This window comes from Saccharomonospora piscinae (genome assembly GCF_005862235.1).
GTDB lineage: Bacteria > Actinomycetota > Actinomycetes > Mycobacteriales > Pseudonocardiaceae > Saccharomonospora > Saccharomonospora piscinae.
On sequence record NZ_VCEK01000002.1, the window covers coordinates 927,336 to 951,877 of the forward strand.

Sequence of the window (24,542 nt, forward strand, 5' to 3'; positions counted from 1 at the left end):
GGTCGGCTACCATATGCAACAAGGGCGGGACCGTGCGATTCACCCGCCTCGCTGTCCTGAGGTCGCGTGCGGTGACGTTTGTTAACACAGCGCTGATCTCATAGCCGCGATAAGCGGTCCTGATACGCCCTCCGGGGGTAAAGTGACCCGTCGTTCGTGGGTCGGGGCCAGATCGGTGCCTGCGCGTACGCAAGGAGGTTGCATGCCGGACGCATACGGCGACTCCGCCGGTGCCGGTACGGCGACGGGGGACGACATACCGAGAGCCGCCCCCACGCCGCCCGAGGACACCCAGCCCTCGGCCGAGGCGCGCGCGGACGAGCGCCGGTTCCGGATCTACACGATGGCGGTGCTCACCCTCGGCCTCGCCGCGGCGGGCGCGGTCTCGGTGTGGCTGCCTTTCGACGGCTCCTCGCATCTGTGGTGGATCGGCCCGCTGCTCGCCGTGGCCTTCCTCGGCGCGGAGCAGCTCGGTGTCAACGTGGACGTCCGCAGCGGCATCTCCTGGACCATCTCCTTCACCGAGATCCCGCTGGTCATCGGCCTGCTCGTCGCACCGTTCGAGGTCGTGCTCGCCGCGCACGTCATCGCGGGCGTCGCCACGCTGCTCGCGCGCAAGGTCACCGGCCGCGTCCTCTACAACGCGGGTGCGTTCCTGCTGGAGGTCACCAGCGCGTTCGCGGTCGCCGGCGTGGTGCGGCAGGCGCTCGGCAGCCCCGAGTACATGCCGTGGCTCGCCGCGCTCGCCGGGACGCTGACCGCGCCGCTCGCCAGCACCCTGCTGGCCATGGCGGCCGTGCGGGTGCTGCGCAGGCGGATGCGGGTGGGCACCGTCGTCCGGCTCGCGGGCCGCATCCTCGTGGTCGGCTTCGTCAACGCCTCCGTCGGCCTCACCGGCTATCTCGTCATCTCGAAGACGCCCGAGGCGTGGCCGATCGTGCTGGCCGTCAGCCTGGGGCTCGCCGCTCTCTACTGGGCGTACTCCGACCTGCTGCGCGAGCAGCGCGACATGGAGGCGCTGACCGACGTCAGCCTCATGGTCGCCCGCTCCGGCCAGCAGGCCGCGGCCCGGCCTGCGGGCAAGGTCGACGACATCGCCGACGACGTCGATCTCGACGAGTGGTCCACCATCGCCGAACGTATCCGCGACCAGCTCGCGGCGGCCCGCATCGTGCTGCGCCTGCGCCTGGAGCCGGACGAGCCCATGCGCACCGTCGTGGTGGGTGACGAGCCCGCGACACCGACGCCGGAACCCGGTTCCGACGACCCGCTGCTGCGGCTGCCCGGCTCCCACGTCCGGCACCTGCGAGCCACCGAGGCCAACCCCCAGATCAGGTCGGCACTGCTGGATCGCGGCGCCAGCGAGGCGCTGGCCGTGCCGCTGCGCAGCGCCAACCAGCTACTCGGCATCGTGGAGGCCCATGACCGGTTGTCGCGGTGGCGTGGCTTCGGCAAGTACGACGTGCAACTGCTCGGCACGATGGCGAGTCATCTCGCGACCGCGCTCGACAACCGCAGGCTGCTCGCCACACTGCGCCACGACGCGTACCACGATCCCCTCACGGGGCTGCTGAACCGGCCCGGCTTCCGGCAGGTCGCCGCCGAGCCGTTGCGCGAGGCGGAGCACTCCGTGGTGCTGCGCGTGGACCTCGACGTGTTCTCCACGGTCAGCGATGCCCTCGGCTACACCTGGGCCGACCGCATGTTGATGGCCGCGGGAAGGCGCATGCGCGACAGCCTCGGCCCGGCCGTGCCGCTGGCCAGGCTGGAGGGCGCGTCGTTCGCGGTGCTGCTCACCGACGGCGACGCCCGGCGCGCGCAGGAGGTCGCCCAGCGGTTGCGCGCGCATATCGCCGCGCCCTACCCGGTGGACCGCCTCACGGTGGAGGCCAACGCCGTCGTCGGTTACGTCGCCACCAGCGCCGGGGAGAACGCCGAACGCGTCGACGTCGACAGCCTGCTGCAACGCGCCGACATGGCGGTGCGGGCCACGCGCGGCGGCGAGGAGGTCAAGGCGTACGTGCCGAGCATGGGGCAGATCTTCCTGCGCCGGTTCCAGATGGTGACCCAGTTCCGCCAGGCCATCGAGGAGGGGCAGGTCACCGTCCACTACCAGCCCAAGGTGGCGCTGCCCGGCAAGCAGGTGCTCGGCGTCGAGGCACTCGTGCGGTGGCAGCATCCCGAGTTCGGCAGGGTCGATCCCGACGAGTTCGTGCCCGCGGTCGAGGCGGCCGGGCTGGTGGGTGTGCTCACCTCGTTCGTGCTGGACACCGCGTTGGACCGGGTGCGGCGCTGGCTCGACGAGGGGCTGCGCATCTCCGTGGCGGTGAACCTGTCGGTGCGCAATCTCGCCGACGCGGACTTCCCCTCGCGGGTGGCGGAGTCGCTGGAGCGGTTCGGCGTGCCCGGTGAACTGCTGACGCTGGAGCTGACCGAGTCCGGCGTGATGCAGGACCCCGAGCGGGCGTTGCCGATCCTGCGGGGACTCAGTGCGCTGGGGATCGAGCTGGCGGTCGACGACTTCGGAACGGGGTACTCGTCGCTGGCCTACCTGCGGCAACTGCCGGTCGATCAGGTGAAGATCGACAAGAGCTTCGTGTTCGGGATGGGCACCGACCTTGGCGATCTCGCCGTGGTGCGCTCGATCGTGGAACTCGGGCACTCGCTGGGGCTCACGGTGGTGGCCGAGGGTGTCGAGGAGGACCTGGCGCGGGATCAGCTGGAGGCGATGGGCTGCGATGTGGCGCAGGGCTACCTGATCTCCCGGCCGTTGGCGGAGGACCGGCTGGAAGCGTGGTTGCAGGCGAGGACGGTGCGGTCACTCGATCGCACCTCAGAAGCTGTGCTGACCCTGCTGACCTGAGGTTTTAGGGAGTGGACCCCCGGCTCCGGCCGGGTGAGGAGGTGCTGTACTCTTGTCTTCAGCCCAGTGAGGCAGGCCCCTTTAGCTCAGTCGGCAGAGCGTCTCCATGGTAAGGAGAAGGTCTACGGTTCGATTCCGTAAAGGGGCTCGACGTATGTACGAGGCGGTGTAGCTCAGTCGGTAGAGCAAGCGGCTCATAATCGCTGTGTCGCCGGTTCAAGTCCGGCCACCGCTACGCTGTTTCTATGAGAGAGTAAGGAGCCGTTGTGGCTGCCACCGACGTACGACCCAAGATCACGATGGCGTGCGAGGAGTGCAAGCACCGCAACTACATCACCAGGAAGAACCGTAGGAACAACCCGGATCGCCTGGAGATGAAGAAGTTCTGCCCGAACTGCGGGACGCACCGGGTGCACAAGGAGACGCGCTGAGACGCGCCGCCCCCTGAATTCGACGAAGCCGCCCCTGGCCATGCCGGGGGCGGCTTCGTCGTGTGTGGCCCCCCGCAGTGTAGTACACGGCACGTTGGAAAAAACCCAACGAACGGTCCTACCGTTTTTCACCATCCAGATTCACTCTGTCGTGGACCCATTTCCAACCCTGCGGAAGTGAGGACGACATGAGGAAGCTGATGAGGGCGACCGTCGCCGCGGGCGCGTGTGCGCTGGCGTTCGGTGCGGTGGCACCGGTGGCCGGGGCGACGTCGGGGCCGGAGATCGAGGGCTATTCGGCCGACGTCCAGTCCGAGGCGGTGTCCGCGCTCGGTGCCGAGCGCGGCATCACCGACACGGCCGCGTCGAGAATCCTGGACACTCAGGACGACAGCGTGCGTGCCCTGGATGCGGCGCTGGCCAAGCTCGGTGACCGCGCGGCGGGCGGGTATCTGGACGCCTCCGGCGCGCCGGTCGTGAACGTCGTGAGCGAGGTGGCCGCGAGCCAGGCGCGCACGGCCCAGGCCGGTGTGGTGACGCGGGTCGTTGAGCACTCGACCGCCGATCTGGAGGCCGCGCGTGACGCGTTGCCCTCGGTGGCGGACACCAGCGTCGCCACCGATCCGACGAGCAACCAGCTGGTCGTGACGGTCGGCAGCGACGCCCCTGCCGCCGAGGTGGCCGACCTGAGGGCTGCGGCGGACCGGCTGGGTGACGCGGTCCGTGTCGAGCAGGTCGCGGGCGGCTTCGACGCGGCGATCTACGGCGGCGAGGCCATCACCGGTGGCGGGAGCCGCTGCTCGGCGGGCTTCAACGCGAACTCGGGCGGCCAGAACTACATCGTCGACGCGGGTCACTGCACCGGCGCGGTGTCGCAGTGGAACGTCGGCCCGTCCGTCGGCGCCAGCTTCCCCGGCAACGACTACGGCCTCATCCGCAACGACACCGGCAGTGCGCCCGGCGCGGTGAGCCTGTACAACGGCTCGGCCCAGGCGATCAACTCGGCCGCGAACGCCTACGTCGGCCAGTCGATCTGCAAGAGCGGTAGCACCACGGGTCTGACCTGCGGCACCGTTCAGGCCACGAACGTGACCGTCAACTACCCGCAGGGTGCGGTGTACCAGCTGGTGCAGACGTCGGCCTCGGTCAACTCGGGTGACTCGGGCGGTGCGCTGTTCGCCGGCAGCACCGGCCTCGGCATCACCTCCGGCATGGGCGGCGGCAGCTCCTTCTTCCAGCCGCTGACCGAGGCGCTGAGCGCCTACGGCGTCACGCTGAACTGACGCTCCGGTCCCGGGTTGTGCCGCGAAGGCCACCTTCACTGCGCGAGACGCGGCGAAGGTGGCCTTCGCGGCGGCACACCCGCGCGGCCGGTACTCTGCCGGGCGTGCCACTGGATCCGAGTTTCGCCGGGCGCAGCTACCCGCCCACCACCACGTACGAGGTCAGCCGGGCCAAGATCGCTGAGTTCGCCGACGCCATCGGCGACGACAACCCGCTCTACCGCGACCCGGAGGCCGCGAAGGCGGCGGGCCACCCCGACGTGATCGCGCCACCGACGTTTCTCACCGTCGTCAACCTCGCCTCGATCAACTCGATCGTCGCGGACCCCGAACTCGGACTCGACTACTCGCGGATGGTTCACGGCGACCAGCGATTCACCCACCACCGCCCGGTCAGGGCGGGTGACGAGCTGCGGCTCACCACGCACATCGACGAGGTCTTCGCCCGGGCGGGCAACGACTTCCTCGTCATGCGCGCCGACGTCGAGACCACGGCGGGGGAGCCGGTGTGTACCACCAGGGCCCAGCTCGTGGTGAGGGGGGAATGAGCGTGCCGACCACTCCCGCGCTGACCGTGGGCGACGAGGTGCCGCCGCTGTCCGTGCGTGTGACGCGCGAGCAGCTCGTGCGCTACGCGGGCGCCTCCCTCGACTTCAACCCGATTCACTGGAACGAGCGGTTCGCCCACGAGGTCGGCCTGCCCGGCGTCATCGCCCACGGCATGCTCACCATGGCCCTCGGGGGCAGGCTCGTCACCGACTGGCTGGGTGATCCCGGCAGGCTCGTCGAGTACGGCGCCCGATTCACCCGGCCGGTGGTCGTGCCCGACGACGACACCGGCGCTCTCGTCGAGTTCACCGGCAAGGTCGCCGAGATCCGCGACGACGGCACGGCGCGCGTCGACATCACGGCCCGGTTCGACGGCAGGACGGTGCTGGGCAAGGCGCAGGCCGTCGTGCGTCCGTAACCGCTTCAGCAGCTTAGGCTCAGTTCCGGACGGCGTTCAGCACGGCGTCGGCCATGGCACGCTGTCCCCGCGCCGTCGGGTGTAGCGGGGCCGCGCCGGTCGTCGAGTCGAGCCCCTCGACCCACCGCTCGCCCTCGGGCGTGCACACGTGGTGGCCGCGGGTGGGTCCGGCCGTGTCGACGAACCGGGCGCCGTGCGCGTTGGCCTGCTCCTCCAGCACCCGGTTCAGCAGATCGAGACCCTCGTGCAGGGCCGCGAGGTCGGCGGGATCGTGGGGGAGTGTCCCGGCGCAGCGTGCGGGGTCGGCGGGCAGGATGCTCGGATATCCCACGACCAGCACCTGCGCGGCGGGTGCCTCGGCCGAGATCTGTTCCACCACCGACGCCACGGGTGACACGAGGTCACCGATGCGGTCGCCGACCTCGGCGCCCTCACCGCAGGAACCGCCCTCACCGGCGAGCTCGGCGCACTGGGTGGCGAGCTCGACGAGTCCGAGGTCGTTGCCGCCGATGCCCACGGTCACCAGCGTGGTTCGCGACGTCACCGCTGTGAGCTGCGGCGGGTTGGTGCCCTCGGCGGTCTCCTGCGGCGCCGTCAGGTGCTCGGTGGTCGCCCCGCCGCAACTGGCGTCGGTGAAGTCCTCGGCGGCCAGCTCGGTCGCCACCAGCCGGGGGTAGTTGTTGTCGGACCTGGCGCAGCCCGGCGGTGTTCCCACAGCGCGGCCCGCGCCGGGCGCCGACGTGTACGAGTCGCCCAGCGCGACGTACCGGACGGGCTCGGCGCCCTGCCCGTCCGGATCGTTGTCCGCTCGTATCGGGTCGCCGCCCGCGCAGGCCGAGACCAGCGCCAGGGCGGCGACCGCGGGCAGGATCGCTCGTGGGCGCACCTGTCGAGTTGTATCAGCCTTCGCGGCTCACGTCCTGCCGAAGCAGGTCGTTGACGAGGCCCGCCGCGTCGGCGGGGTGGTCGACGGTGGCGTACACCCGCCGGTTCGACCGCAGGGTCAGCACGAGCGCCTCGCCGGCACGGCACTTGAACGACACATCGCCCGACGGGTTCAACCGGACGCCCAGCCCACCGGTTCCGAACACCGAGAGCTGCTCCGTCGTCGCGGACGTGACCTCCGACAGCGGGATGGTGCGGTGCGGGTAGCCGAGCACGCCCATGCGGATGGTGACCGCCGAGGCGTCCACCCGGACCGCGACCCGGCAGATGCCCAGTGCCGCGAGCAACCCCACGCCGGTCGGCACCAGGTACACCAGCCACGGTGCCGGAGCGCCACTCAGCAGGATCGCGACGGCCGTGATCGCGGTCGTACCGAGCACACACAGCAGCGCGAGTCCGCCGTTGGTGGCCTCGCCGACCCAGACGGCCCGCTCACCGGGGGCCAGGCCGACGCTCTCCGTGCCGATCTCGCTGTCGGCCCGCCTCGGTGCCACGGCGGGGGCGAGAAGCCCGGCGATCACCCCGGCGAGCAGGCAGGACCCCAGCAGCAGCGGAACGACCAGCATCGGGCCCCCGGCCTGCTCCCACGAGCTCGTGTCGAGCGCCGCGACCACGGAGCCCAGCAGTCCCGCGGCGGGCACCACCGCGATGCCCGCCGCGAGCCCGGAGAACGCGCGGTGCGAGCCGCGGCCCGTGCGAAGCAGTGCCACGGCGCCCACGGCGGCCACGGCGGCGAGCGCGAGAGTGATCCCGGTCGCCCAGCCGGTCAGGGCGGCGAGATCGGTCGCATCGTCCGGATCGCCCGAACCGCCCCAGTGGGTCGCCACCACCTCGGGCAGTCGGGGCGCCCACATCGAGCGCAGAACGAGCACCGCCGCGACGAACGCGGCCGGGACGACGAACGTGGCCGTGACCACGCGTACGTAGGCAGCTTTCATGAGTAGGCCCTCCTGACGATCCCCACCAGTTCCTCCGCATCCACACCGGTGCGACGGGCCTCAGCGACGATGTCCTTCGCCATCGTGGCCAGTCGCGCATGTCCGTCGGCCTCTCCCGTGACCACGGCGCCGCGCCTGCGGCGGAGGTCGATCAGCCCTTCGTCTCTGAGCTGTGCGTAGGCGCGCAGGACCGTATGCACGTTGATCTCCAGTGACGCCGCCAGCTGACGCGCGGGCGGCAGGTGGTCGCCGGGAGCGAGCCGCTGTTCGGCCAGCGCGCGCCGGACCGAGGCGGTTACCTGTTCGTACAGCGGCACCGTCGACGACGGGTCGATGCGGATCAGCATAGTTCTAACTGTACTAGAACAATGAAAACTTAAACCAGGCGCTGCGCACGACGAAGCCCCCGTGGCCTCGGGGCGCACGGGGGCTCTGGGTTCTTGGGTTCGGGTGTCGTCCGCCTCGACCGAGGTCAGCGGGCCTCCGCCAGGAGGTCGGCCACGCGGGTCACGCCCTCGACCAGGTCCTTCTCCGCCAGTGCGTAGGAGAAGCGGAAGTAGCCCGGAGTGCCGAACGCCTCACCGGGCACCACGGCCACCTCGGCCTCCCGCAGGATCAGGTCGGCCAGCTCCACCGTGTCCTTCGGCCGCTGTCCGCGGATCTCCTTGCCGAGCACGGCCTTGACCGAGGGGTAGGCGTAGAACGCGCCCTCCGGAGTCGGGCACTCCACACCCGGGATCTCCGAGAGCAGCGACACGATCCTGCGACGGCGCGCGTCGAACGCCTCGCGCATCTCGTGGACCACGTCGAGCGGGCCCGCGACCGCGGCGAGCGCGGCCCGCTGGGAGATGTTCGCGACGTTGCCGCACAGGTGCGACTGGAAGCTGGCCGCCGCCTTGATCACGTCCTGCGGGCCCACGATCCAGCCCACGCGCCAGCCGGTCATGGAGTAGGTCTTGGCGACGCCGTTGAGGATCAGAGTCCGGTCGGCCATCTCCGGCACCACCGCGGGCAGCGACTCGGCCTTCACGTCGTCGTAGACCAGGTGCTCGTAGATCTCGTCCGTGATGACCCAGATGTCGTGTTCGGCGGCCCACCGGCCGATGGCCTCGACCTGCTCACGCGGGTACACGGCTCCGGTGGGGTTGGAGGGCGAGTTGAACAGCAGCACCTTGGTGCGCTCGGTGCGCGCGGCCTCCAGCTGGTCCACCGTCACCCGGTAACCGGTGGACTCGTCGGCCGTGACCTGGACCGGAACCCCACCCGCGAGAGTGATCGACTCGGGATACGTCGTCCAGTACGGCGCCAGCAGCAGCACCTCGTCGCCCGGGTCCAGCAGCGTGGCGAACGCCGAGTAGACGGCCTGCTTTCCGCCGTTGGTCACGAGCACCTGCGAGGCGGCACACTGGAAGCCGGAGTCGCGCAGCGTCTTGGCCGCGATCGCCTCACGGAGCTCGGGAAGCCCGGCCGCGGCCGTGTAGCCGTGGTTGCTCCGGTCGTGTACCGCCGCCGCGGCGGCCTCGACGACGTGGTCCGGCGTCGGGAAGTCGGGCTGGCCCGCGCCGAAGCCGATCACCGGTCGCCCTTCGGCCTTGAGGGCCTTCGCCTTCGCGTCGACGGCGAGCGTCGCGGAGGGCGTGATGCCCGCGATCCGGGCGGACACGCGGGGGCGGGAGCTGGCGGCGGTACTGTCGGATGTGGCCATGCCGACATTTTTTCACGCGGCCCGTCGTGCCTGGCAGTAGCCCTCCCGAACCACGCCGGGGGGCCAGGTCGGCACCGGATTCCGGATCGGCGAAACGCCGGAGTAGGGCGTGGTTGCGAGTGCCCCACAGGCTTGCCGTAGACTGCTGAACTTGGAACGTACGGAACGGACCCCACAGCGCCCTGCGGGGTCCGTGAAGGGCGTCCGTGTGAGTGGGTCACCGCTCGAAGGGGTGTAGCTCAACTGGCAGAGCAGCGGCCTCCAAAGCCGCAGGTTGCAGGTTCAAGTCCTGTCACCCCTGCGTTGACGTGTCAGGTGGAGCGGAGGAGTAGCTCGTGAGCGAGGACGGGGAGAAGGACCAGGAGAGGGCCGACAAGCGCCCTTCCCGTCCGGACACCGCCGCGGCTCGGCGCGCACGGCGTGCCTCCGCCAACCAAGCGGGTGCATCGAACGGATCCGGCTCCGCGTCGGACGCCGGGACGAACACGGGGTCCGCCAAGCGGTCCGCACCGCAGGGCAAGGCGTCCGAGCGGAAGCCGGCTGCCAAGCCCGACGGCAAGGGCAAGCCTACGCCGAAGCGGAACAACCGCACGGAGACCAAGCAGCGTTCGCCGTTCGCGCGGATCGGGCGGTTCGTCCGTGAGGTGTGGGGCGAGCTCCGCAAGGTCATCTGGCCGACGCGGAAGCAGATGGTCACCTACACCAGCGTGGTGCTGGTGTTCCTGGTGTTCATGGTGGCGCTGGTTGCCGGGCTCGACTACGTGTTCCTCGAGGGCGTGGACGTCGTCTTCGGCGACTAGGCCGACGGGAGCCGTGCGAGCCGGGCCGGCCCGCACTTCCTCGCGGGTCGCGGTGCCTCGCGGTGCCCGTGACCACACACGCGATCAACTGAGAGGACGGAACGTGACCTCCGAGAACGGCTCAGGAGCCGGTCAGGACCTGACCGGCGTCTCCGAGGAGCAGGTCCTCGCGGCCACCGGTGACGAGAACACGGACGCCGCGCAGACCGCCGAGGTCGCCGGCGCGGGCGAGGCCGTGGCGTCCCCGGAACCGGTGGAGCCGCTCGAGCCTGCGCAGTCTCCGGAGGCGTCGTCCTCCGCCGGGGAGCAGGCCGAGGACGAGGACCCCGTCGCCGCGCTGCGCGCGGAACTGCGATCGCTGCCGGGTGACTGGTACGTCGTGCACTCCTACGCGGGCTACGAGAACAAGGTGAAGAACAACCTCGAAACCCGTCGGCAGACGCTGGACGTCGAGGACTACATCTTCCAGGTCGAGGTGCCCACCGAGGAGGTCACCGAGATCAAGAACGGCCAGCGCAAGATCGTGCAGCGCAAGGTGCTGCCGGGCTACATCCTCGTGCGGATGGAACTGAACGACGCCTCGTGGAACGCGGTGCGCAACACGCCCGGTGTGACCGGATTCGTGGGCGCCACCTCGCGCCCGTCGCCGCTGAGCCTGAACGAGGTTCTGAAGTTCCTCGCGCCGGAGGTCGAGAAGCCCGCACCCGCCAAGCCGGGCAAGGGCGAGCCCGCCGCCGAGTCGCAGGCCGCCACCGGCGCGGTCGAGGTGGACTTCGAGGTCGGCGAGTCCGTCACCGTCATGGACGGCCCGTTCGCCACGCTGCCCGCCACGATCAGCGAGGTCAACGCGGACGCCCAGAAGCTGAAGGTCCTGGTGTCGATCTTCGGCCGGGAGACGCCGGTCGAGTTGTCGTTCACCCAGGTCTCCAAGATCTGACGGCCGAGACGGCTCGGTCGCAGGCAAGAGCCTCACGCCATGGCAGGGGCGCGAGGACGAGCGACATTGAACAGGAACGAGAATGCCACCCAAGAAGAAGAAGCTTGCGGCGATCATCAAGCTGCAGATCCAGGCGGGTGCCGCGAACCCGGCCCCGCCCGTCGGCCCGGCGCTGGGTCAGCACGGCGTCAACATCATGGAGTTCTGCAAGGCGTACAACGCCGCGACCGAGTCGCAGCGCGGCAACGTGGTGCCGGTCGAGATCTCCGTCTTTGAGGACCGGTCGTTCGACTTCAAGCTCAAGACGCCGCCCGCGGCGAAGCTGCTGCTGAAGGCCGCCGGCGTCGAGAAGGGCAGCGGCGAGCCCCACAAGACCAAGGTTGCCAAGGTCAGCTGGGACCAGATCCGCGAGATCGCCGAGACCAAGAAGTCCGACCTGAACGCGTCGGACATGGACCAGGCGGCCAAGATCATCGCCGGTACCGCGCGCTCGATGGGCATCACGGTCGAGTGACGATCGACGGCCCGGGCCGCTGTGGCCCCGCCGTCGGAACCCGTGGAAGGGCTACGCGCTGACCCGCACCACAACTGATCCGCCACGAACCACGAAGGACAGCACATGACCAAGCGCAGCAAGGCCTACCGCCAGGCCGCAGAGCTGATCGACCAGGATCGGCTGTACACGCCGCTGGAGGCCGCGAAGCTCGCCAAGGAGACTTCGAAGATCAAGATGGACGCCACGGTCGAGGTCGCCATGCGACTCGGCGTGGATCCTCGCAAGGCCGACCAGATGGTCCGCGGCACCGTGAACCTGCCGCACGGAACGGGCAAGACCGTCCGCGTCATCGCCTTCGCGACCGGTGACAAGGCCGCCGAGGCCGAGGCCGCAGGCGCCGACGCGGTCGGGTCCGACGACTTGATCGAGCGCATCCAGGGTGGCTGGCTCGACTTCGATGCCGCGATCGCGACTCCGGACCAGATGGCGAAGGTGGGCCGGGTGGCCCGCATCCTCGGCCCGCGGGGCCTGATGCCGAACCCGAAGACCGGCACGGTCACCCCGGCGGTGGGCAAGGCGGTCGCCGACATCAAGGGCGGCAAGATCAGCTTCCGGGTCGACAAGCAGGCGAACCTGCACGTGGTGATCGGCAAGACGTCGTTCGACATCGAGAAGCTGGTGGAGAACTACGCTGCCGCGCTCGACGAGGTGATGCGCGCGAAGCCGTCGTCCTCGAAGGGCCGTTACCTGAAGAAGGTCACCTTCACCACGACGATGGGCCCGGGCATCCCCGTGGACCCGGCTCGCACGCGCAACCTCCTCTCGGAGGAGGCCGCGGCCTGAGCTGCGACGGCGGTGCGACGAACTGACAGTGGGGCGGTCACCCGGACGGGGTGGCCGCCCCACTGTCGTCGGTGGGAAGCGTCCTCAGTTGTCCCCGCCGGAGGTGGCGGACGCGCTGGCACCGCAGGTCGCGGGCCCGGGCTCGTGGCCGGTGATCAGCCACTGGCCCATCTCGACCTCGCTGACGACGAACACCCCGAGCGCGGGCCCGCCTTGGACGGCGAAGTCGCAGGAGTCGATCCGGACGGTCGGTGCCGAGGGGTCGTACCAGCGCGGGAAGATCGACTCGGCGTAGTCGTTGACGTGCGTGACCTGCGCGTGCAGTGCGATGACCGCCTGCCTGCAGTCGGCGTGGCCGCCCGTGTTCTCGGCGAAGCGTTGCTGGATGCCGTTGTCGTTGTCGAAGTGCCCACAGGCTTCGGAGACGAGTGGCCGGTTGGTGCCCGGATCCTCCTGCGCGATCGCGTCGTAGACCTTGCGGACCGCCTCGAACGGTTCCTTGGCCAGGAGTTCCTCGGTGTGGTACTGACCGCCTCCCATGTTGGCGGCGGCCTCGGTGCTGTTGTCGTCGTCGGCGCCGAAGAGTTCGTTGAACAGCCAGGTGGCGAAGATCGCCAGCAGCAGGAAGAACACGAGCCAGCCGAGGACCTTCTTACCCAGCCACCGTAACCAGCCCGGCAGTCGCCGCCCGGGAGCCGCCGGAGGTGCCGGTACGACGTCCGCCCCGGTCGTGCGGTTGACCGCGCCGCCATGGGCCTGCTGGTAGCGCACGAACTCCTGGTACTGCTGGAACTCCTGGAACTCGCGAAACCGGCGTAGCTGTTCGGCATCGAGGTCGGCGGGAGGGGGCGCGCCCGTGGGTGTGAGGTCGGTCCCGGGCGGCGCGGGGGCGGCGTCGGGCGCGATCTCGGGTTCGGCGCCGGGCGGGACCGCCCCGGACGCCCCGGGTGTTCCGTCAGGTCGTTGCTCCACCACGTCACCCATGATGCCGCCTCGCCCACGTTTCGTGGTCGCCGAACCGCGTTTCGCCCGCGAAATGCGGTCGGTGGGGGTGGGTGGCCACCGTGCCGGGCGGGCCCGTATGCTGGTCGACGGTTCTACCGAAGACCGCTGGCCTCTTCCTCGCGTTCGCGGGGAAGGCGAAGGTCCCGCTGACGGCGGGCGGCCCGCGCAGGAGGAACGAGGCTCGTCGACGTGAGTCGCCGGATATCGTCCGGTCCACGTGTGAACGCCCCGCGCCTGCTGCGCCGGGGCGTTTTTGTCGTTCGGGGGTCCGGGCCGCCGGTGGTCACTCAGCCAAGAGAGGAGGCGACCATGGCGAAGCCCGACAAGGTGGAGGCTGTCGCCGAGATCGCGGACCGGTTCCGCAACAGCTCGGCGGCCGTCGTCACCCAGTACAGCGGCCTCTCCGTGTCCCAGCTCAGCGAGCTGCGCCGCGCTCTCGGCAACACCGCCAAGTACCGGGTCGCGAAGAACACGCTGGTCAAGCGCGCCGCCGAGGAGGCGGGCGTCGACGGACTGGACGACCTGTTCGTCGGTCCGACGGCGATCGCGTTCGTGGAGGGCGAGGCGGTCGACGCCGCGAAGGCCATCCGCAACTTCGCGAAGGACAACAACGCCCTCGTCATCAAGGGCGGCTACATGGACGGCAAGGCGCTGTCGGTCTCCGAGATCGAGACCCTCGCCGACCTGGAGAGCCGCGACGAGTTGCTCGCCAAGACGGCGGGTGTGTTGAAGGCGAAGCTGTCCCAGTCCGCCAGGTTGTTCGCGGCTCCGGCGACGCAGGTCGCCCGCCTGGCCGCGGCGCTGGAGGACAAGCGCCAGTCCGGGGACGGTGCCGAGCAGGCTGCCGAGAGCTGATCACCACCCACCCGACTCACCACCCACGAGTCCGCTACAAGGAAGGAACGCCATCATGGCGAAGCTGAGCACCGACGAACTGCTCGACGCGTTCAAGGAGCTGACGCTGCTCGAGCTGTCCGAGTTCGTGAAGAAGTTCGAGGAGACCTTCGACGTCACCGCCGCCGCCCCGGCCGCCGTCATGGCCGCCCCGGGTGGCGCCGCCGCCGCGGCCCCGGCCGAGGAGGAGCAGGACGAGTTCGACGTCGTGCTCGAGGGCGCGGGCGACAAGAAGATCCAGGTCATCAAGGTCGTGCGTGAGGTCGTCTCGGGTCTCGGCCTGAAGGAGGCCAAGGAGATGGTCGAGGGCGCTCCGAAGCCGATCCTGGAGAAGGTCGACAAGGAGGCCGCCGAGGCCGCCAAGGAGAAGCTGGAGGGCGCGGGCGCCAAGGTCTCGCTCAAGTGAGCTGACGCCAGCAGACTCCGCGAAGGCGGGTCGTTCGTCGTATGACGGACGACCCGCCTTTGTCGCTTCACCCCTGCCGTGGGTTAGTGTGCTGCGGACCACGAGCCAGGCCGGAGGCAAGCCCGGAAGACAACTGGTGAGTAACCTACGCGCCGCGGACTCGTTGCACAGTGTTGACGCGCGACGAACACACTCCGGGAGGTGCGATGGGTGCCGAGGTGGTCATCGAAGGTCTCAGCAAATCCTTCGGCCAGCACACCATCTGGCGTGACGTCACCCTGACGCTGCCGCCCGGCGAGGTGTCGGTGATGCTGGGGCCGTCGGGCACCGGCAAGTCCGTGTTCCTCAAGTCCATGATCGGACTGTTGAAACCGGACACCGGCACGTGTGTCGTCAACGGAGTGGACATCGTCAGATGTTCGGAACGCAAGCTCTACGACACGCGCAAGCTGTTCGGGGTGCTGTTCCAGGACGGCGCGCTGTTCGGGTCGATGAACCTGTACGACAACGTCGCCTTCCCCCTGCGCGAGCACACGAAGAAGTCCGAGACCGAGATCCGCAGGATCGTGCTGGAGAAGCTGGAGATCACCGGGCTTTCGGGCGCGGAGTCGAAGCTGCCGGGCGAGATCTCCGGCGGGATGCGCAAGCGGGCTGGGCTGGCCAGGGCGCTGGTCCTGGACCCGGAGATCATCCTCGTCGACGAGCCGGACTCCGGTCTGGACCCCGTGCGCACCACCTACATCTCGCAGCTGTTCATCGACGTCAACGCGCAGATCGACGCGACGTTCCTCATCGTCACCCACAACATCAACCTGGCGCGGACCGTGCCGGACAACCTCGGCATGCTCTACCGCAAGGAACTCGTGATGTTCGGGCCGCGCGAGGTGCTGCTCACCAGTGAGGAACCGGTGGTGAAGCAGTTCCTCAACGGCCGCATGGACGGCCCGATCGGCATGTCGGAGGAGAAGGACTCGGCCACCCTCGCCGCCGAACGCGCGATGTTCGAGGCCGGCCACCACGCGGGCGGTGTCGAGGAGGTCACCGGGGTGCCGCCGCAGCTCCAGCCGACGCCCGGCCTGCCCGTGCGGGAGGGCGCCCGCCGCCGCAAGGACCGTGTCATGCGGATGCTGCACACGCTTCCCGAGCCCGCCCGCGAATCGATCATCGCGTCGCTGTCACCGGAGGAACAGCGCCACTACGGGGTCGGGGGCGCGCACGCCGCGACCGAACCCGGGCTGGTGGGCGCGCAGCACGGCACGCTGCCCGCCACCGACGTCGCTTACCTGCCCGACACCGACGACACCACCCGGCGACTACCGCCGCACCAGGGACACTCATGAGTTCACCGGCCTCGACGGCGAGGATTCCCGGCATCGGGATGCTGCGGGAGACCGGCAAGCTGTTCGCGCTCGGCCTCGACGTGGCGCGCGGGGTGTTCCAGCGGCCCTTCCAGCTGCGGGAGTTCATCCAGCAGGCGTGGTTCATCGCGAGCGTGACGATCCTGCCGACGGCGCTGGTCGCGATCCCGTTCGGCGCGGTCATCTCCATGCAGTTCGGGTCGCTGGCGCAGCAGCTCGGGGCGCAGTCGTACACGGGAGCGGGCAGCGTGCTGGCGACCGTGCAGCAGGCGAGCCCGCTCGTGGTCGCCCTGCTGGTCGCCGGTGCGGGCGGGTCCGCGATCTGCGCCGACATCGGGGCGCGCACGATCCGCGAGGAGATCGACGCCATGGAGGTGCTCGGCGTCTCCGCCGTGCAGCGCCTCATCGTGCCGCGGGTGCTGGCGTGCATGTTCGTGGCCGTGCTGCTCAACGGCATGGTCAGTGTCATCGGCGTGCTGGGCGGCTACTTCTTCAACGTCGTGCTGCAGGACGGCACCCCGGGCGCCTACCTGGCGAGTTTCTCGGCGCTGGCGCAGCTGTCCGACCTGTGGATCGGCGAACTCAAGGCGCTGATCTTCGGGTTCATCGCCGCCGTCGTCGCCGCGTACCGGGGACTGCACCCACCGCCGGGCCCGAAGGGCGTGGGCGACGCGGTGAACCAGTCCGTCGTCATCACCTTCCTGCTGCTGTTCGTGGTCAACACCGTCATCACGTTGATCTACCTGCAGCTCGTTCCCTCGAAGTTGGACTGAACCGATGGCCCGCCTCATCCAGCACGCGAAGAACGTCGCAGGCCGTCCACTACGGACACTGGACCTGCTCGGCGACCAAATGTCGTTCTACCTGCGCGCACTGGCCTGGGCGCCGAGGGCGCTGCGCCGCTACTCCAAGGAGGTGCTGCGGCTGCTCGCCGAGGTGAGCTTCGGGTCCGGCTCGCTGGCGGTGATCGGCGGCACTGTCGGGGTCATGGTGGGGTTGACCCTGTTCACCGGTGTCCTCGTCGGACTCCAGGGTTTCTCGGCGCTCGACTCGATCGGCACCTCGGCGTTCACCGGGTTTCTCACCTCGTTCTTCAACACCAGGGAGATCGCGCCGCTCGTGGCGGGGCTGGCGTTGTCGGCCACCGTCGGAGCCGGGTTCACGGCCCAGCTGGGCGCCATGCGGATCTCCGAGGAGGTCGACGCGCTGGAGGTGATGGGCGTGCCGAGCCTGCCCTATCTGGTGACGACCCGCATCATCGCCGGTTTCGTGGCGGTCATCCCGCTCTACGTCGTCGGGCTGCTCAGTTCGTACGTGGCGTCGAGAGCCGTCGTCGTCTACCTGTACGACCAGTCGGCGGGAACCTACGACCACTACTTCGACATGTTCCTGCCACCCGAGGACGTGTTGTACTCGTTCGTCAAGGTTCTGATCTTCAGCGTGCTGATCATCCTGATGCACTGCTACTACGGGTACCGCGCCACCGGCGGTCCCGCCGGGGTGGGCATCGCGGTGGGCAGGGCGGTCCGGCTGTCGATCGTGACCGTTGCGGTGGTCAACTTCTTCATCGGCTTCGCCATCTGGGGTACCGACACGACGGTGAGGATCGCGGGATGAGCACGACTGTGGCGACGATCCGGCGCAGGCTGCTGGGCCTGCTGCTCGTGGGCATTCTGGTCGGCGGCATCGCGTTGAGCGTGGCGATCTACAACCGGGCCTTCAGCGACGACGTGACCGTGCGACTGCAGGCCGGTGCCATCGGCAACCAGCTCTCCCGTAACTCGGACGTCAAGGTTCGCGGGCTGATCGTCGGCCGCGTCGGCGACATCGACGTCACCCCGAGCGGGGCCGAGCTGACGCTGCACCTCGATCCCGAACAGGCCGACCTCGTCCCGGCCAACACCTCCGCCCGGTTCCTGCCGAAGACGTTGTTCGGCGAGCGCTACGTCGACCTCGGCATCCCGGAGGTGCCCTCGGCGGCGACGCTGGGCGACGGCGCCGTCATCACGCAGGACCGCACGGAGGACGCGGTGCGGCTGGAGCACGCGCTCGACAGCCTGCTACCGGTGTTGCAGGCCGTGCAGCCCGAGAAGTTGTCCAGCACCCTCACCGCGATCTCCACCGCTCTTGAGGGCCGGGGCGAGCAACTCGGCGACACCCTGTCCCAGCTGGGCACCTACCTCGGTGAGCTGAACCCGCACGTGCCGAAGCTGCAGGAGAACCTGCGGGAGCTGGCCCAGTTCTCCGGCACGCTGTCCGACGTCGCGCCCGATCTGGTGCGGACGCTGGACAACCTCACCACCACCAGCCGCACCATCGTGGACCAGAGCCTGCAGCTCGACACGCTGTACCGCACGGTGACGACCGCGTCGGCCGATCTCGACACCTTCCTCGACGCCAACGCCGCCAACCTCATCAGCCTGGGCGAGACGGCAAGGCCCACCGCCGAGGTCCTCGCCAAGTACGCCCCCGAGTACCCCTGTTTCCTCGGGCAGATGGCGGAGCTGGTCCCGAGGATCGACGAGTCCTTCGGCAAGGGCACCGACAAGCCGGGGCTGCACGCCACACTGGAGATCACCGTGGACCGGGGGCCCTACGAGGCGGGCCAGGACGAGCCCGAGTACGGCGACAAGCGCGGGCCGCGCTGCTACGCCATGGACGAGTACCCGGACCCGTTCCCGCAGCATCCACCGGACGGGCCGCTGCGCGACGGCAGCGAGTCGCCGCCTGCGGCGCGCTCGTCGGCGGCGGGGCTGAACGACTCGGCCGCGGCGGGGGGAGCGAGCCCCGCGGGCGGCAGCCCGGTGAACAGCGCGGGCGAGCACGCTCTCGTGGCGCAGTTCGCCGGTCCGCGTAACGGGCTGGAGCCGTCGGAGGTTCCCGCCTGGGGGTCGCTGCTGGTGGCCCCGCTCTACCGGGGAGCGGAGGTGACGGTGCAGTGAGGGGTCTCGTCGCACCGCTGACGAAACTCACCGTGTTCGTGGTGACCACGACGTTGTTCACCACGATCCTCGGACTGAGCATCGCCAACATGAACTCGGCGGACACCGAGACCTACCGTGCCCGCTTCACCGACGCCACGTCGGTGCTCGCCGGTGACGACGTGCGGATCGCCGGGGTCAGGGTCGGCCAGGTCGAGGGAGTGCGCATCGTCGACCGCCGCATCGCGGAGGTCGAGTTCGAGCTGGACCGCGACCGCACCCTGCCCGGCAACGCCGTCGCGGCGATCAAGTTCCGCAACCTGGTGGGCCAGCGCTACCTCGCACTGGAGCGCGGCGAGGGACCCGCGGGGGAGTCGATCGAACCGGGTGAGATGATCCCGCTGGAGCGCACGAGGCCCGCCGTCGACCTCACCGAACTGTTCAACGGGTTCAAACCGCTGTTCCAGGCCCTCCAGCCCGAGGACGTGAACACGCTGTCGTACGAGATCGTGCGCGTGTTGCAGGGCGAGGGCGGCACGGTCGAGAGCCTGCTCTCCCACACCGCGTCGCTGACCACGACGCTCGCCGAGAAGGACCAGGTCATCGGCGAGGTGATCGACAACCTCAACCTGGTGCTGCGCACGCTGAACGAGCGCACCCCGCAGCTGTCGCGCCTCATCGAACGGTTGCAGACGTTCGTGTCCGGGCTCGCGGGCGACCGCGAACCCATCGGGGAGGCCATCGAGTCGATCGGCGAGCTCACCGACACCACGGCGGGACTGCTGGAGGAGGCGCGGCGCCCGCTGCGCGAGGACATCGACGCGCTCGGCACCCTCGCGGGCAACCTCAACGACCACGAGGAGGTCGTCGAGGAGTTCATCCAGTACCTCCCGGAGAAGGTGGACCGGCTGGCCGCCACCGCCGACTACGGGTCGTGGCTGAACTTCTTCCTGTGCGAGGCCAACGGCAACATCAGCATCACCGGGCTCGGCGACCGGCCCGTGTCGTTGCCGATGCTGCCCGCGAACCGCGAACGGTGCCTGTCATGAAGAGCTTCTCGAAGCGCAACCCCGTCCCCATCGCCGTCGTCGGGCTGACGCTGATGCTGCTGGGCACGCTCGCGGCCCTCAACTCCGAGGACCTTCCGCTGGTCGGCGGCGGAACCACCTACCGCGCCGAGTTCAGCGAGGCCGCCGGACTCCAGACCGACGACGAGGTGCGGGTCGCGGGAGTCAAGGTCGGCGAGGTCACCGACATCGAACTGGACGGCGCGAAGGTCCTCGTGTCGTTCCAGGTGGCCGACGCCTGGCTCGGCGCCGACACCACCGCCGCCATCAAGATCAAAACCTTGCTGGGGCAGAAGTACGTGGCCCTCGACCCCGTCGGTGACGGCCCACTCGACCCCAGCGACACGATCCCACTGGAACGCACCGTCGCCCCCTACGACGTGATGGAAGCGTTCCGGGGACTGTCCGACACCGTCGACGACATCGACGTCGACCAGCTCGCACAGAGCTTCGACGCGCTCTCCCAGACCTTCGCCGACACCCCGGAGGACGTGCGGGGCGCGCTCGACGGCCTGTCGGAGCTGTCCGACACCATCGCCACCCGCGACCGGCAACTGTCCGAACTGCTGTCCGGCACCCGCCAGGTCAGCCAGACCCTCGCCGACCGCGACACCGAACTGGCGAGGCTCATGGAGGACGGCGAGAAACTGCTGGACGAGCTGTCCGCCCGCAAGGAGGCGATCACCGCCATGCTGGACGGCACCCGGGCTCTGTCCGCCCAGCTGCGCGGGCTCGTCGACGACAACGACGAACAACTGCAACCCGTGCTCGAACAGCTCGACCAGCTGACCGCCATGCTGCAACGCAACCAGGACTCGCTGTCCGACGGGCTGGAGAACTTCGCCCCGTTCGTCCGGGTCTTCAACAACACCATCGGCAACGGTCGCTGGTTCGACAACTACATCTGCGGCCTGCTGCTGCCCTCCATCGGGCCGCTCAACGAAGAGGGGTGCAACGCACGATGACCAGCACCCGGTTGGGACAGCAACTCTCCCGCGGCGTGGCCGTGGCCTGCGTACTCGGCCTCGTCGTCGCCGGCGGGCTGTGGTGGACCTTCAAGGACGCGGGACGCAAACACGTCACGGCCTACTTCACCGAGGCCATCGGCCTCTACGAAGGAAACGGCGTGCGCGTCCTCGGCGTCGAGGTCGGCGAGGTCACCGACGTCGAACCACTCGGCGACCGCGTCCGCGTCCGGCTGACCTACGACCGCGAGGTCGCCGTCCCCGGCGACGCGGGCGCGATCGTCGTCGCCCCCTCCCTGGTGTCCGACCGCTACGTGCAGCTCGCGCCCGCCCACACCGGCGGCCCCGTGCTCGACGACGGCGCCGTGATCCCGCTCGATCGCACCGCCGTGCCGCTGGAGGTCGACGACCTCAGCGAGAGCCTCAGCCGCGTCTCCCGAGCCCTCGGCCCGAACGGGGCCAACGCCGACGGCTCGCTGTCGGACGTGCTCGACACCGCCGCCGCCAACCTCGACGGCAACGGCAAGGCACTGCACGAGACCGTCACCAAACTCGGCCAGGCCGCGGGCACACTGTCCGGCAGCTCCGAGGACCTCTTCGTCACCGTCGAGAACCTCGCCGAACTGTCCGGCACCCTCGCCGCCAGCGACGACCACGTGCGCGGATTCGAGCGCCAACTCGCCGACGTCAGCGCGTTCCTCGCCGGAGAGCGGCAGACCCTCGCCGCCACCGTCACCGAACTCGGCGACACGCTGCAACTCGTCGACGACTTCCTGAACGACAACCGCGACCGCGTCAAGTCCAACGTGGACAAACTAGCCGACGTCACCCAGGTCCTCGTCGACCAGCGCGCGGCGCTCGCCGAGACACTCGACATCGCCCCCCTGGCACTCGGAAACCTCGCCAACACCTACAACGCCGCCTCCGGCACCCTCGACGCGCGGCCCAACCTCAACGAACTGACCGAGCCACCGGCCATGATGATCTGCGGCCTGCTCCGCCAGACCCCCGACGCGCTCGACGCGCTCGGCAACCTGTGCTCCGACGTGGCCGGGGTTCTGGAGGGCGCCGTGGAACTGCCGTCGCTGGCCGAGTCCGTGGCCGCGCTGAACAAGGGCGAACTGCCCGAGCTGCCACTGCCGCTGGTGGACCGCTTCACGGGAGGTGGGCGATGACCCGGCTCCGCACCGCCCTGACCGCCGTCGGCGCCGCCGCCCTCGTCGCGGCAGGCGGCTGCGCCGTCCCCGGCTTCAGCGGCGTCTACGACATTCCCATGCCCGGCGGCGCCGACCTCGGCGACGACCCCTACACGGTCCGCATCCACTTCCCCGACGTGCTCGACCTCGTCCCCCAGGCCGGGGTGCGCGTCAACGAGGTGCCCGTCGGCGCGGTGGAGGACGTGCGGCTCGCCGAGGACGGCTGGACCGCCGAGGTCGTCGTCGCCGTCAACCGCGACGTGGAACTGCCCGCGAACGCCGTCGCCAACCTGCGCCAGTCCAGCCTGCTCGGCGAGAAGTACGTCGAACTCGCGGCCCCGGCCGGCGAAGGCGACCAGATCGCGCAAGCCACCCTCACCGACGGCGCACTCATCCCCGCCGAACGCACCAACCGCAGCGTCGAGGTCGAGGAAGTCCTCGGGGCCCTGTCGATGCTGCTCAACGGCGGCGGCGTCGAGCAGCTCAACACCATCACGAAAGAACTCGGCGCCGCACTGGAGGGCAACGCCACCGACGTCAAGGCCCTGCTGCGCAACGCCGAGGAACTCGTCCGCGCCCTCGACGCGCAGTCCGGCGACATCACCGCCGCGCTCGACGAACTCAACCGGCTCTCGGCCACGCTGCGCGCGCAACGCGACACCATCGCCGTCGCCGTGGAGGACCTGGGCCCCGGCCTCGACGTCCTCGAACGCCAGCGCGACCAGCTCGTCACCATGCTCGGCGCGCTTGACGGCCTGTCCGAGGTCGCCGTCGAGACCGTGCAGGCCGGGCAGGAGGACCTCGTCGCCAACCTCGAAGCCCTCCTGCCCACCCTGCGCAAGCTCGGTGAGGCCGGCTCCGACTTGCCCCACGCGCTCGAACTCATGCTGACCTACCCGTTCACTGACGCGGCGGCCGAAGGGGTCAAGGGCGACTACCTCAACCTCTATCTCGACCTCGATCTCAACCTGAAGGAGATCCTCGCCAACCTGGGCCGCAGCAGGCAGAACCCGCTGCAGAACCTGCCCATCGTCGGCGACCTCACCAGCCCCCACGAATCCGATCCCGACGACACGTCGTCCGTGTTGCCGCTGCCGGGCGACGAGGACCATCCCGACACCGAGGACGCGGGTGACGACGACGGTGGCACCAGCAGCGGCCTCGGCGGCCTGCTCGAATCCATCACGGGAGGTGGCCGCTGATGCTCGTGCGCAAGACCAGAATCCAGCTCGTCGCGTTCCTCGTCATCTCCGTGCTCGCGATCGGGTACGCGCTCGTGCGCTTCACCGACGTCGAACGGGCCTTCGGCTCCGGCGGCTACACCGTCCACCTCGACATGAACTCCGCAGGCGGCATCTTCACCGGCGCCGAGGTCACCTACCGCGGCTACAACGTCGGTGAGGTCGGGGAACTGACCCTCACCGACGACGGGCTCAGGGCGGCGCTGCACATCGAACCCGGTGCCCCCGGCGTGCCGAGCGAACTGCACGCCGCCGTCGCCAACCGCTCCGCCGTGGGCGAGCAGTACGTCGACCTGCGCCCGGTGACCGACGAGGGGCCCTTCCTCGCCGAGGGCGACGTGATCCCGGCCGACCGGGTCAGCACGCCCATACCCGCCGAGGCCGTCATCACCGACCTCGACTCCCTCGCCTCGTCGGTGCCCACCGACTCGCTGCGCACCGTGGTCGACGAGTCCTACCAGGCGTTCCACGGCACCGGGAAGGACCTCCAGGCCCTGCTCAACGCCACCGACGAGTTCACGGCGACGGCCAGGCAGTACCTGCCCCAGACCGAGAAACTGCTCGACGAGGGCACCACCGTGCTGAAAACGCAGAACGACCTCGCCACCTCGATGCGCTCGTTCAGCGCCGATCTCAAGGACCTGTCGCAGACCCTCAAGGACTCCGACGCCGACATCCGCGAGCTCATCGCCGCCGCGCCCGAGACGGCGACGACGGTCAGCGGCGTACTCGCCGAGTCGGGCCCCGGACTGAGCTCACTGGTGGCGAACCTGCTCACTACCTCCAACGTCCTCGTCACCCGCACCGACGGTATCGAGCAGGCGATGGTCAGCTACCCGGTCGTGGCGGCAGGCGCCTACAGCGTCACCCCTGGCGACGGCACCGCCCACCTCGGGATGGTGCTGAACCTGTTCAACCCACCCTCCTGCACGAAGGGCTACCGGCCGCCCGACCAGTACCGCCCCGGCGACGAGACCGCACCCCGCGAGTCCTACAGCGACGCCTACTGCGCCGAGCCCGAAGGCAGTCCCATCTCGGTGCGGGGCTCGCAGAACGCGCCCTACAACGGGGTTCCGGTCGAACCCAGCGACGAGCAGGTGGCGGCCCACAACGACCGCGACACCGAGCAGCTGGCCGCCGTGCGCCGAGGACATCTCGGCCTGCTCGACGGCGAGGGCCTGACCATCACCAGCCTGCGCGAGCTACTCGGGCTGGGGAGCTGAGCACCGGCGTGGCAGCGACCCGGCTCACCACCACAACACCGCCCCCGACCTACCCTGG

At 69.6% G+C, this 24,542-nt stretch carries 25 protein-coding genes and 3 tRNA genes; 23 read left to right on the forward strand and 5 right to left on the reverse strand.

Annotated features, from left to right (window positions below):
• Positions 1 to 202: 202 nt before the first annotated feature.
• The 7 genes from FFT09_RS10165 to FFT09_RS10195 all read left to right on the forward strand — a co-directional run bounded on the left by FFT09_RS10165 (position 203) and on the right by FFT09_RS10195 (position 5,544).
• A complete protein-coding gene (locus FFT09_RS10165; RefSeq protein WP_081193249.1) occupies positions 203 to 2,863 on the forward strand; it encodes a putative bifunctional diguanylate cyclase/phosphodiesterase in 2,661 nt (886 codons plus the stop codon).
• A gap of 75 nt (positions 2,864 to 2,938) precedes the next feature.
• Positions 2,939 to 3,011: transfer RNA gene (locus FFT09_RS10170), tRNA-Thr, on the forward strand.
• Between the two features lie 14 nt (positions 3,012 to 3,025).
• A tRNA-Met gene (locus tag FFT09_RS10175) sits at positions 3,026 to 3,098 on the forward strand.
• A 31-nt stretch (positions 3,099 to 3,129) separates the two neighbouring features.
• On the forward strand, positions 3,130 to 3,294 hold the full coding sequence (gene rpmG / locus FFT09_RS10180) for a 50S ribosomal protein L33 (RefSeq protein WP_024876376.1): 165 nt from the start codon (positions 3,130 to 3,132) through the stop codon (positions 3,292 to 3,294).
• A 188-nt stretch (positions 3,295 to 3,482) separates the two neighbouring features.
• Positions 3,483 to 4,577, forward strand: a complete 1,095-nt coding sequence (locus tag FFT09_RS10185; protein ID WP_138382500.1) for a S1 family peptidase — start codon at positions 3,483 to 3,485, stop codon at positions 4,575 to 4,577.
• A 104-nt stretch (positions 4,578 to 4,681) separates the two neighbouring features.
• Complete coding sequence (locus tag FFT09_RS10190) at positions 4,682 to 5,125, forward strand: MaoC family dehydratase N-terminal domain-containing protein (RefSeq protein WP_024876374.1); 444 nt, start codon at positions 4,682 to 4,684, stop codon at positions 5,123 to 5,125.
• Complete coding sequence (locus FFT09_RS10195; RefSeq protein ID WP_081193253.1) at positions 5,122 to 5,544, forward strand: MaoC family dehydratase; 423 nt, start codon at positions 5,122 to 5,124, stop codon at positions 5,542 to 5,544. Before FFT09_RS10190 ends, FFT09_RS10195 begins: the two co-directional genes overlap by 4 nt.
• Before the next feature lie 19 nt (positions 5,545 to 5,563).
• Here the strand turns inward: FFT09_RS10195 and FFT09_RS10200 are convergent, their stop codons facing one another.
• The 4 genes from FFT09_RS10200 to FFT09_RS10215 all read right to left on the reverse strand — a co-directional run bounded on the left by FFT09_RS10200 (position 5,564) and on the right by FFT09_RS10215 (position 9,132).
• Positions 5,564 to 6,430: an SGNH/GDSL hydrolase family protein gene (locus tag FFT09_RS10200; RefSeq protein WP_244231293.1), complete on the reverse strand. Its 867-nt coding sequence runs from the start codon at positions 6,428 to 6,430 to the stop codon at positions 5,564 to 5,566.
• Between the two features lie 13 nt (positions 6,431 to 6,443).
• Positions 6,444 to 7,427 carry a DUF1648 domain-containing protein gene (locus FFT09_RS10205; protein ID WP_138382501.1) on the reverse strand — a complete coding sequence of 328 codons (984 nt, stop codon included), beginning with the start codon at positions 7,425 to 7,427 and terminating at the stop codon, positions 6,444 to 6,446.
• Positions 7,424 to 7,774 carry a GntR family transcriptional regulator gene (locus FFT09_RS10210; protein WP_024876370.1) on the reverse strand — a complete coding sequence of 117 codons (351 nt, stop codon included), beginning with the start codon at positions 7,772 to 7,774 and terminating at the stop codon, positions 7,424 to 7,426. The genes FFT09_RS10205 and FFT09_RS10210 overlap by 4 nt, the downstream gene beginning before the upstream one ends.
• Before the next feature lie 125 nt (positions 7,775 to 7,899).
• Positions 7,900 to 9,132: a pyridoxal phosphate-dependent aminotransferase gene (locus FFT09_RS10215; RefSeq protein ID WP_024876369.1), complete on the reverse strand. Its 1,233-nt coding sequence runs from the start codon at positions 9,130 to 9,132 to the stop codon at positions 7,900 to 7,902.
• 228 nt (positions 9,133 to 9,360) lie between these two features.
• On the opposite strand from FFT09_RS10215, the gene FFT09_RS10220 reads away from it, so the two are divergent.
• From FFT09_RS10220 to rplA, 5 genes are all read left to right on the forward strand, one after another.
• Positions 9,361 to 9,433: transfer RNA gene (locus tag FFT09_RS10220), tRNA-Trp, on the forward strand.
• A 34-nt stretch (positions 9,434 to 9,467) separates the two neighbouring features.
• Positions 9,468 to 9,932 carry a preprotein translocase subunit SecE gene (gene secE / locus FFT09_RS10225; RefSeq protein WP_081193257.1) on the forward strand — a complete coding sequence of 155 codons (465 nt, stop codon included), beginning with the start codon at positions 9,468 to 9,470 and terminating at the stop codon, positions 9,930 to 9,932.
• Between the two features lie 103 nt (positions 9,933 to 10,035).
• Entirely contained in the window at positions 10,036 to 10,869 is an 834-nt protein-coding gene (gene nusG / locus FFT09_RS10230; RefSeq protein ID WP_138382502.1) for a transcription termination/antitermination protein NusG, read from the forward strand.
• Between the two features lie 82 nt (positions 10,870 to 10,951).
• The gene (rplK, locus tag FFT09_RS10235; protein ID WP_081193260.1) at positions 10,952 to 11,383 is read left to right on the forward strand and encodes a 50S ribosomal protein L11; all 432 of its coding nucleotides are present in this window, start codon (positions 10,952 to 10,954) and stop codon (positions 11,381 to 11,383) included.
• Between the two features lie 105 nt (positions 11,384 to 11,488).
• Entirely contained in the window at positions 11,489 to 12,208 is a 720-nt protein-coding gene (rplA, locus tag FFT09_RS10240) for a 50S ribosomal protein L1 (RefSeq protein ID WP_081193262.1), read from the forward strand.
• Positions 12,209 to 12,292: 84 nt separating this feature from the next.
• On the opposite strand, the gene FFT09_RS10245 is transcribed toward rplA, so the two are convergent.
• Positions 12,293 to 13,192 carry a hypothetical protein gene (locus tag FFT09_RS10245; protein WP_138382503.1) on the reverse strand — a complete coding sequence of 300 codons (900 nt, stop codon included), beginning with the start codon at positions 13,190 to 13,192 and terminating at the stop codon, positions 12,293 to 12,295.
• 330 nt (positions 13,193 to 13,522) lie between these two features.
• Here FFT09_RS10245 and rplJ point away from each other — a divergent pair, with 330 nt between their 5' ends.
• From rplJ to FFT09_RS10300, 11 genes are all read left to right on the forward strand, one after another.
• The gene (gene rplJ / locus FFT09_RS10250; RefSeq protein ID WP_081193266.1) at positions 13,523 to 14,068 is read left to right on the forward strand and encodes a 50S ribosomal protein L10; all 546 of its coding nucleotides are present in this window, start codon (positions 13,523 to 13,525) and stop codon (positions 14,066 to 14,068) included.
• A 55-nt stretch (positions 14,069 to 14,123) separates the two neighbouring features.
• A complete protein-coding gene (rplL, locus tag FFT09_RS10255) occupies positions 14,124 to 14,513 on the forward strand; it encodes a 50S ribosomal protein L7/L12 (protein ID WP_024876362.1) in 390 nt (129 codons plus the stop codon).
• 206 nt (positions 14,514 to 14,719) lie between these two features.
• A complete protein-coding gene (locus FFT09_RS10260) occupies positions 14,720 to 15,853 on the forward strand; it encodes an ABC transporter ATP-binding protein (protein ID WP_138382504.1) in 1,134 nt (377 codons plus the stop codon).
• On the forward strand, positions 15,850 to 16,644 hold the full coding sequence (locus FFT09_RS10265) for an MlaE family ABC transporter permease (protein ID WP_024876360.1): 795 nt from the start codon (positions 15,850 to 15,852) through the stop codon (positions 16,642 to 16,644). Before FFT09_RS10260 ends, FFT09_RS10265 begins: the two co-directional genes overlap by 4 nt.
• Positions 16,645 to 16,648: 4 nt before the next feature.
• Complete coding sequence (locus tag FFT09_RS10270) at positions 16,649 to 17,488, forward strand: MlaE family ABC transporter permease (protein WP_024876359.1); 840 nt, start codon at positions 16,649 to 16,651, stop codon at positions 17,486 to 17,488.
• Positions 17,485 to 18,813: an MCE family protein gene (locus FFT09_RS10275; RefSeq protein WP_081193270.1), complete on the forward strand. Its 1,329-nt coding sequence runs from the start codon at positions 17,485 to 17,487 to the stop codon at positions 18,811 to 18,813. Before FFT09_RS10270 ends, FFT09_RS10275 begins: the two co-directional genes overlap by 4 nt.
• A complete protein-coding gene (locus FFT09_RS10280) occupies positions 18,810 to 19,841 on the forward strand; it encodes an MCE family protein (RefSeq protein WP_138382505.1) in 1,032 nt (343 codons plus the stop codon). Before FFT09_RS10275 ends, FFT09_RS10280 begins: the two co-directional genes overlap by 4 nt.
• The gene (locus FFT09_RS10285; RefSeq protein ID WP_138382506.1) at positions 19,838 to 20,824 is read left to right on the forward strand and encodes an MCE family protein; all 987 of its coding nucleotides are present in this window, start codon (positions 19,838 to 19,840) and stop codon (positions 20,822 to 20,824) included. The genes FFT09_RS10280 and FFT09_RS10285 overlap by 4 nt, the downstream gene beginning before the upstream one ends.
• Positions 20,821 to 21,999, forward strand: coding sequence for an MCE family protein (locus FFT09_RS10290; protein ID WP_138382507.1), 1,179 nt, complete (start codon positions 20,821 to 20,823; stop codon positions 21,997 to 21,999). The genes FFT09_RS10285 and FFT09_RS10290 overlap by 4 nt, the downstream gene beginning before the upstream one ends.
• Positions 21,996 to 23,222 carry an MCE family protein gene (locus FFT09_RS10295; RefSeq protein ID WP_138382508.1) on the forward strand — a complete coding sequence of 409 codons (1,227 nt, stop codon included), beginning with the start codon at positions 21,996 to 21,998 and terminating at the stop codon, positions 23,220 to 23,222. The genes FFT09_RS10290 and FFT09_RS10295 overlap by 4 nt, the downstream gene beginning before the upstream one ends.
• Positions 23,222 to 24,484, forward strand: a complete 1,263-nt coding sequence (locus tag FFT09_RS10300; protein ID WP_138382509.1) for an MCE family protein — start codon at positions 23,222 to 23,224, stop codon at positions 24,482 to 24,484. The genes FFT09_RS10295 and FFT09_RS10300 overlap by 1 nt, the downstream gene beginning before the upstream one ends.
• Positions 24,485 to 24,542: the final 58 nt, after the last annotated feature.

Coding starts and splice junctions, on each gene's coding strand:
- FFT09_RS10165 (WP_081193249.1), top strand. CDS start 203: ATGCCGGACGCATACGGCGACTCCGCCGGTGCCGGTACGGCGACGGGG.
- FFT09_RS10185 (WP_138382500.1), top strand. CDS start 3,483: ATGAGGAAGCTGATGAGGGCGACCGTCGCCGCGGGCGCGTGTGCGCTG.
- FFT09_RS10195 (WP_081193253.1), top strand. CDS start 5,122: ATGAGCGTGCCGACCACTCCCGCGCTGACCGTGGGCGACGAGGTGCCG.
- FFT09_RS10205 (WP_138382501.1), bottom strand. CDS start 7,427: ATGAAAGCTGCCTACGTACGCGTGGTCACGGCCACGTTCGTCGTCCCG.
- FFT09_RS10210 (WP_024876370.1), bottom strand. CDS start 7,774: ATGCTGATCCGCATCGACCCGTCGTCGACGGTGCCGCTGTACGAACAG.
- FFT09_RS10215 (WP_024876369.1), bottom strand. CDS start 9,132: ATGGCCACATCCGACAGTACCGCCGCCAGCTCCCGCCCCCGCGTGTCC.
- rplK (WP_081193260.1), top strand. CDS start 10,952: ATGCCACCCAAGAAGAAGAAGCTTGCGGCGATCATCAAGCTGCAGATC.
- rplA (WP_081193262.1), top strand. CDS start 11,489: ATGACCAAGCGCAGCAAGGCCTACCGCCAGGCCGCAGAGCTGATCGAC.
- FFT09_RS10245 (WP_138382503.1), bottom strand. CDS start 13,192: ATGGGTGACGTGGTGGAGCAACGACCTGACGGAACACCCGGGGCGTCC.
- rplJ (WP_081193266.1), top strand. CDS start 13,523: ATGGCGAAGCCCGACAAGGTGGAGGCTGTCGCCGAGATCGCGGACCGG.
- rplL (WP_024876362.1), top strand. CDS start 14,124: ATGGCGAAGCTGAGCACCGACGAACTGCTCGACGCGTTCAAGGAGCTG.
- FFT09_RS10260 (WP_138382504.1), top strand. CDS start 14,720: ATGGGTGCCGAGGTGGTCATCGAAGGTCTCAGCAAATCCTTCGGCCAG.
- FFT09_RS10265 (WP_024876360.1), top strand. CDS start 15,850: ATGAGTTCACCGGCCTCGACGGCGAGGATTCCCGGCATCGGGATGCTG.
- FFT09_RS10270 (WP_024876359.1), top strand. CDS start 16,649: ATGGCCCGCCTCATCCAGCACGCGAAGAACGTCGCAGGCCGTCCACTA.
- FFT09_RS10275 (WP_081193270.1), top strand. CDS start 17,485: ATGAGCACGACTGTGGCGACGATCCGGCGCAGGCTGCTGGGCCTGCTG.
- FFT09_RS10285 (WP_138382506.1), top strand. CDS start 19,838: ATGAAGAGCTTCTCGAAGCGCAACCCCGTCCCCATCGCCGTCGTCGGG.
- FFT09_RS10290 (WP_138382507.1), top strand. CDS start 20,821: ATGACCAGCACCCGGTTGGGACAGCAACTCTCCCGCGGCGTGGCCGTG.
- FFT09_RS10295 (WP_138382508.1), top strand. CDS start 21,996: ATGACCCGGCTCCGCACCGCCCTGACCGCCGTCGGCGCCGCCGCCCTC.
- FFT09_RS10300 (WP_138382509.1), top strand. CDS start 23,222: ATGCTCGTGCGCAAGACCAGAATCCAGCTCGTCGCGTTCCTCGTCATC.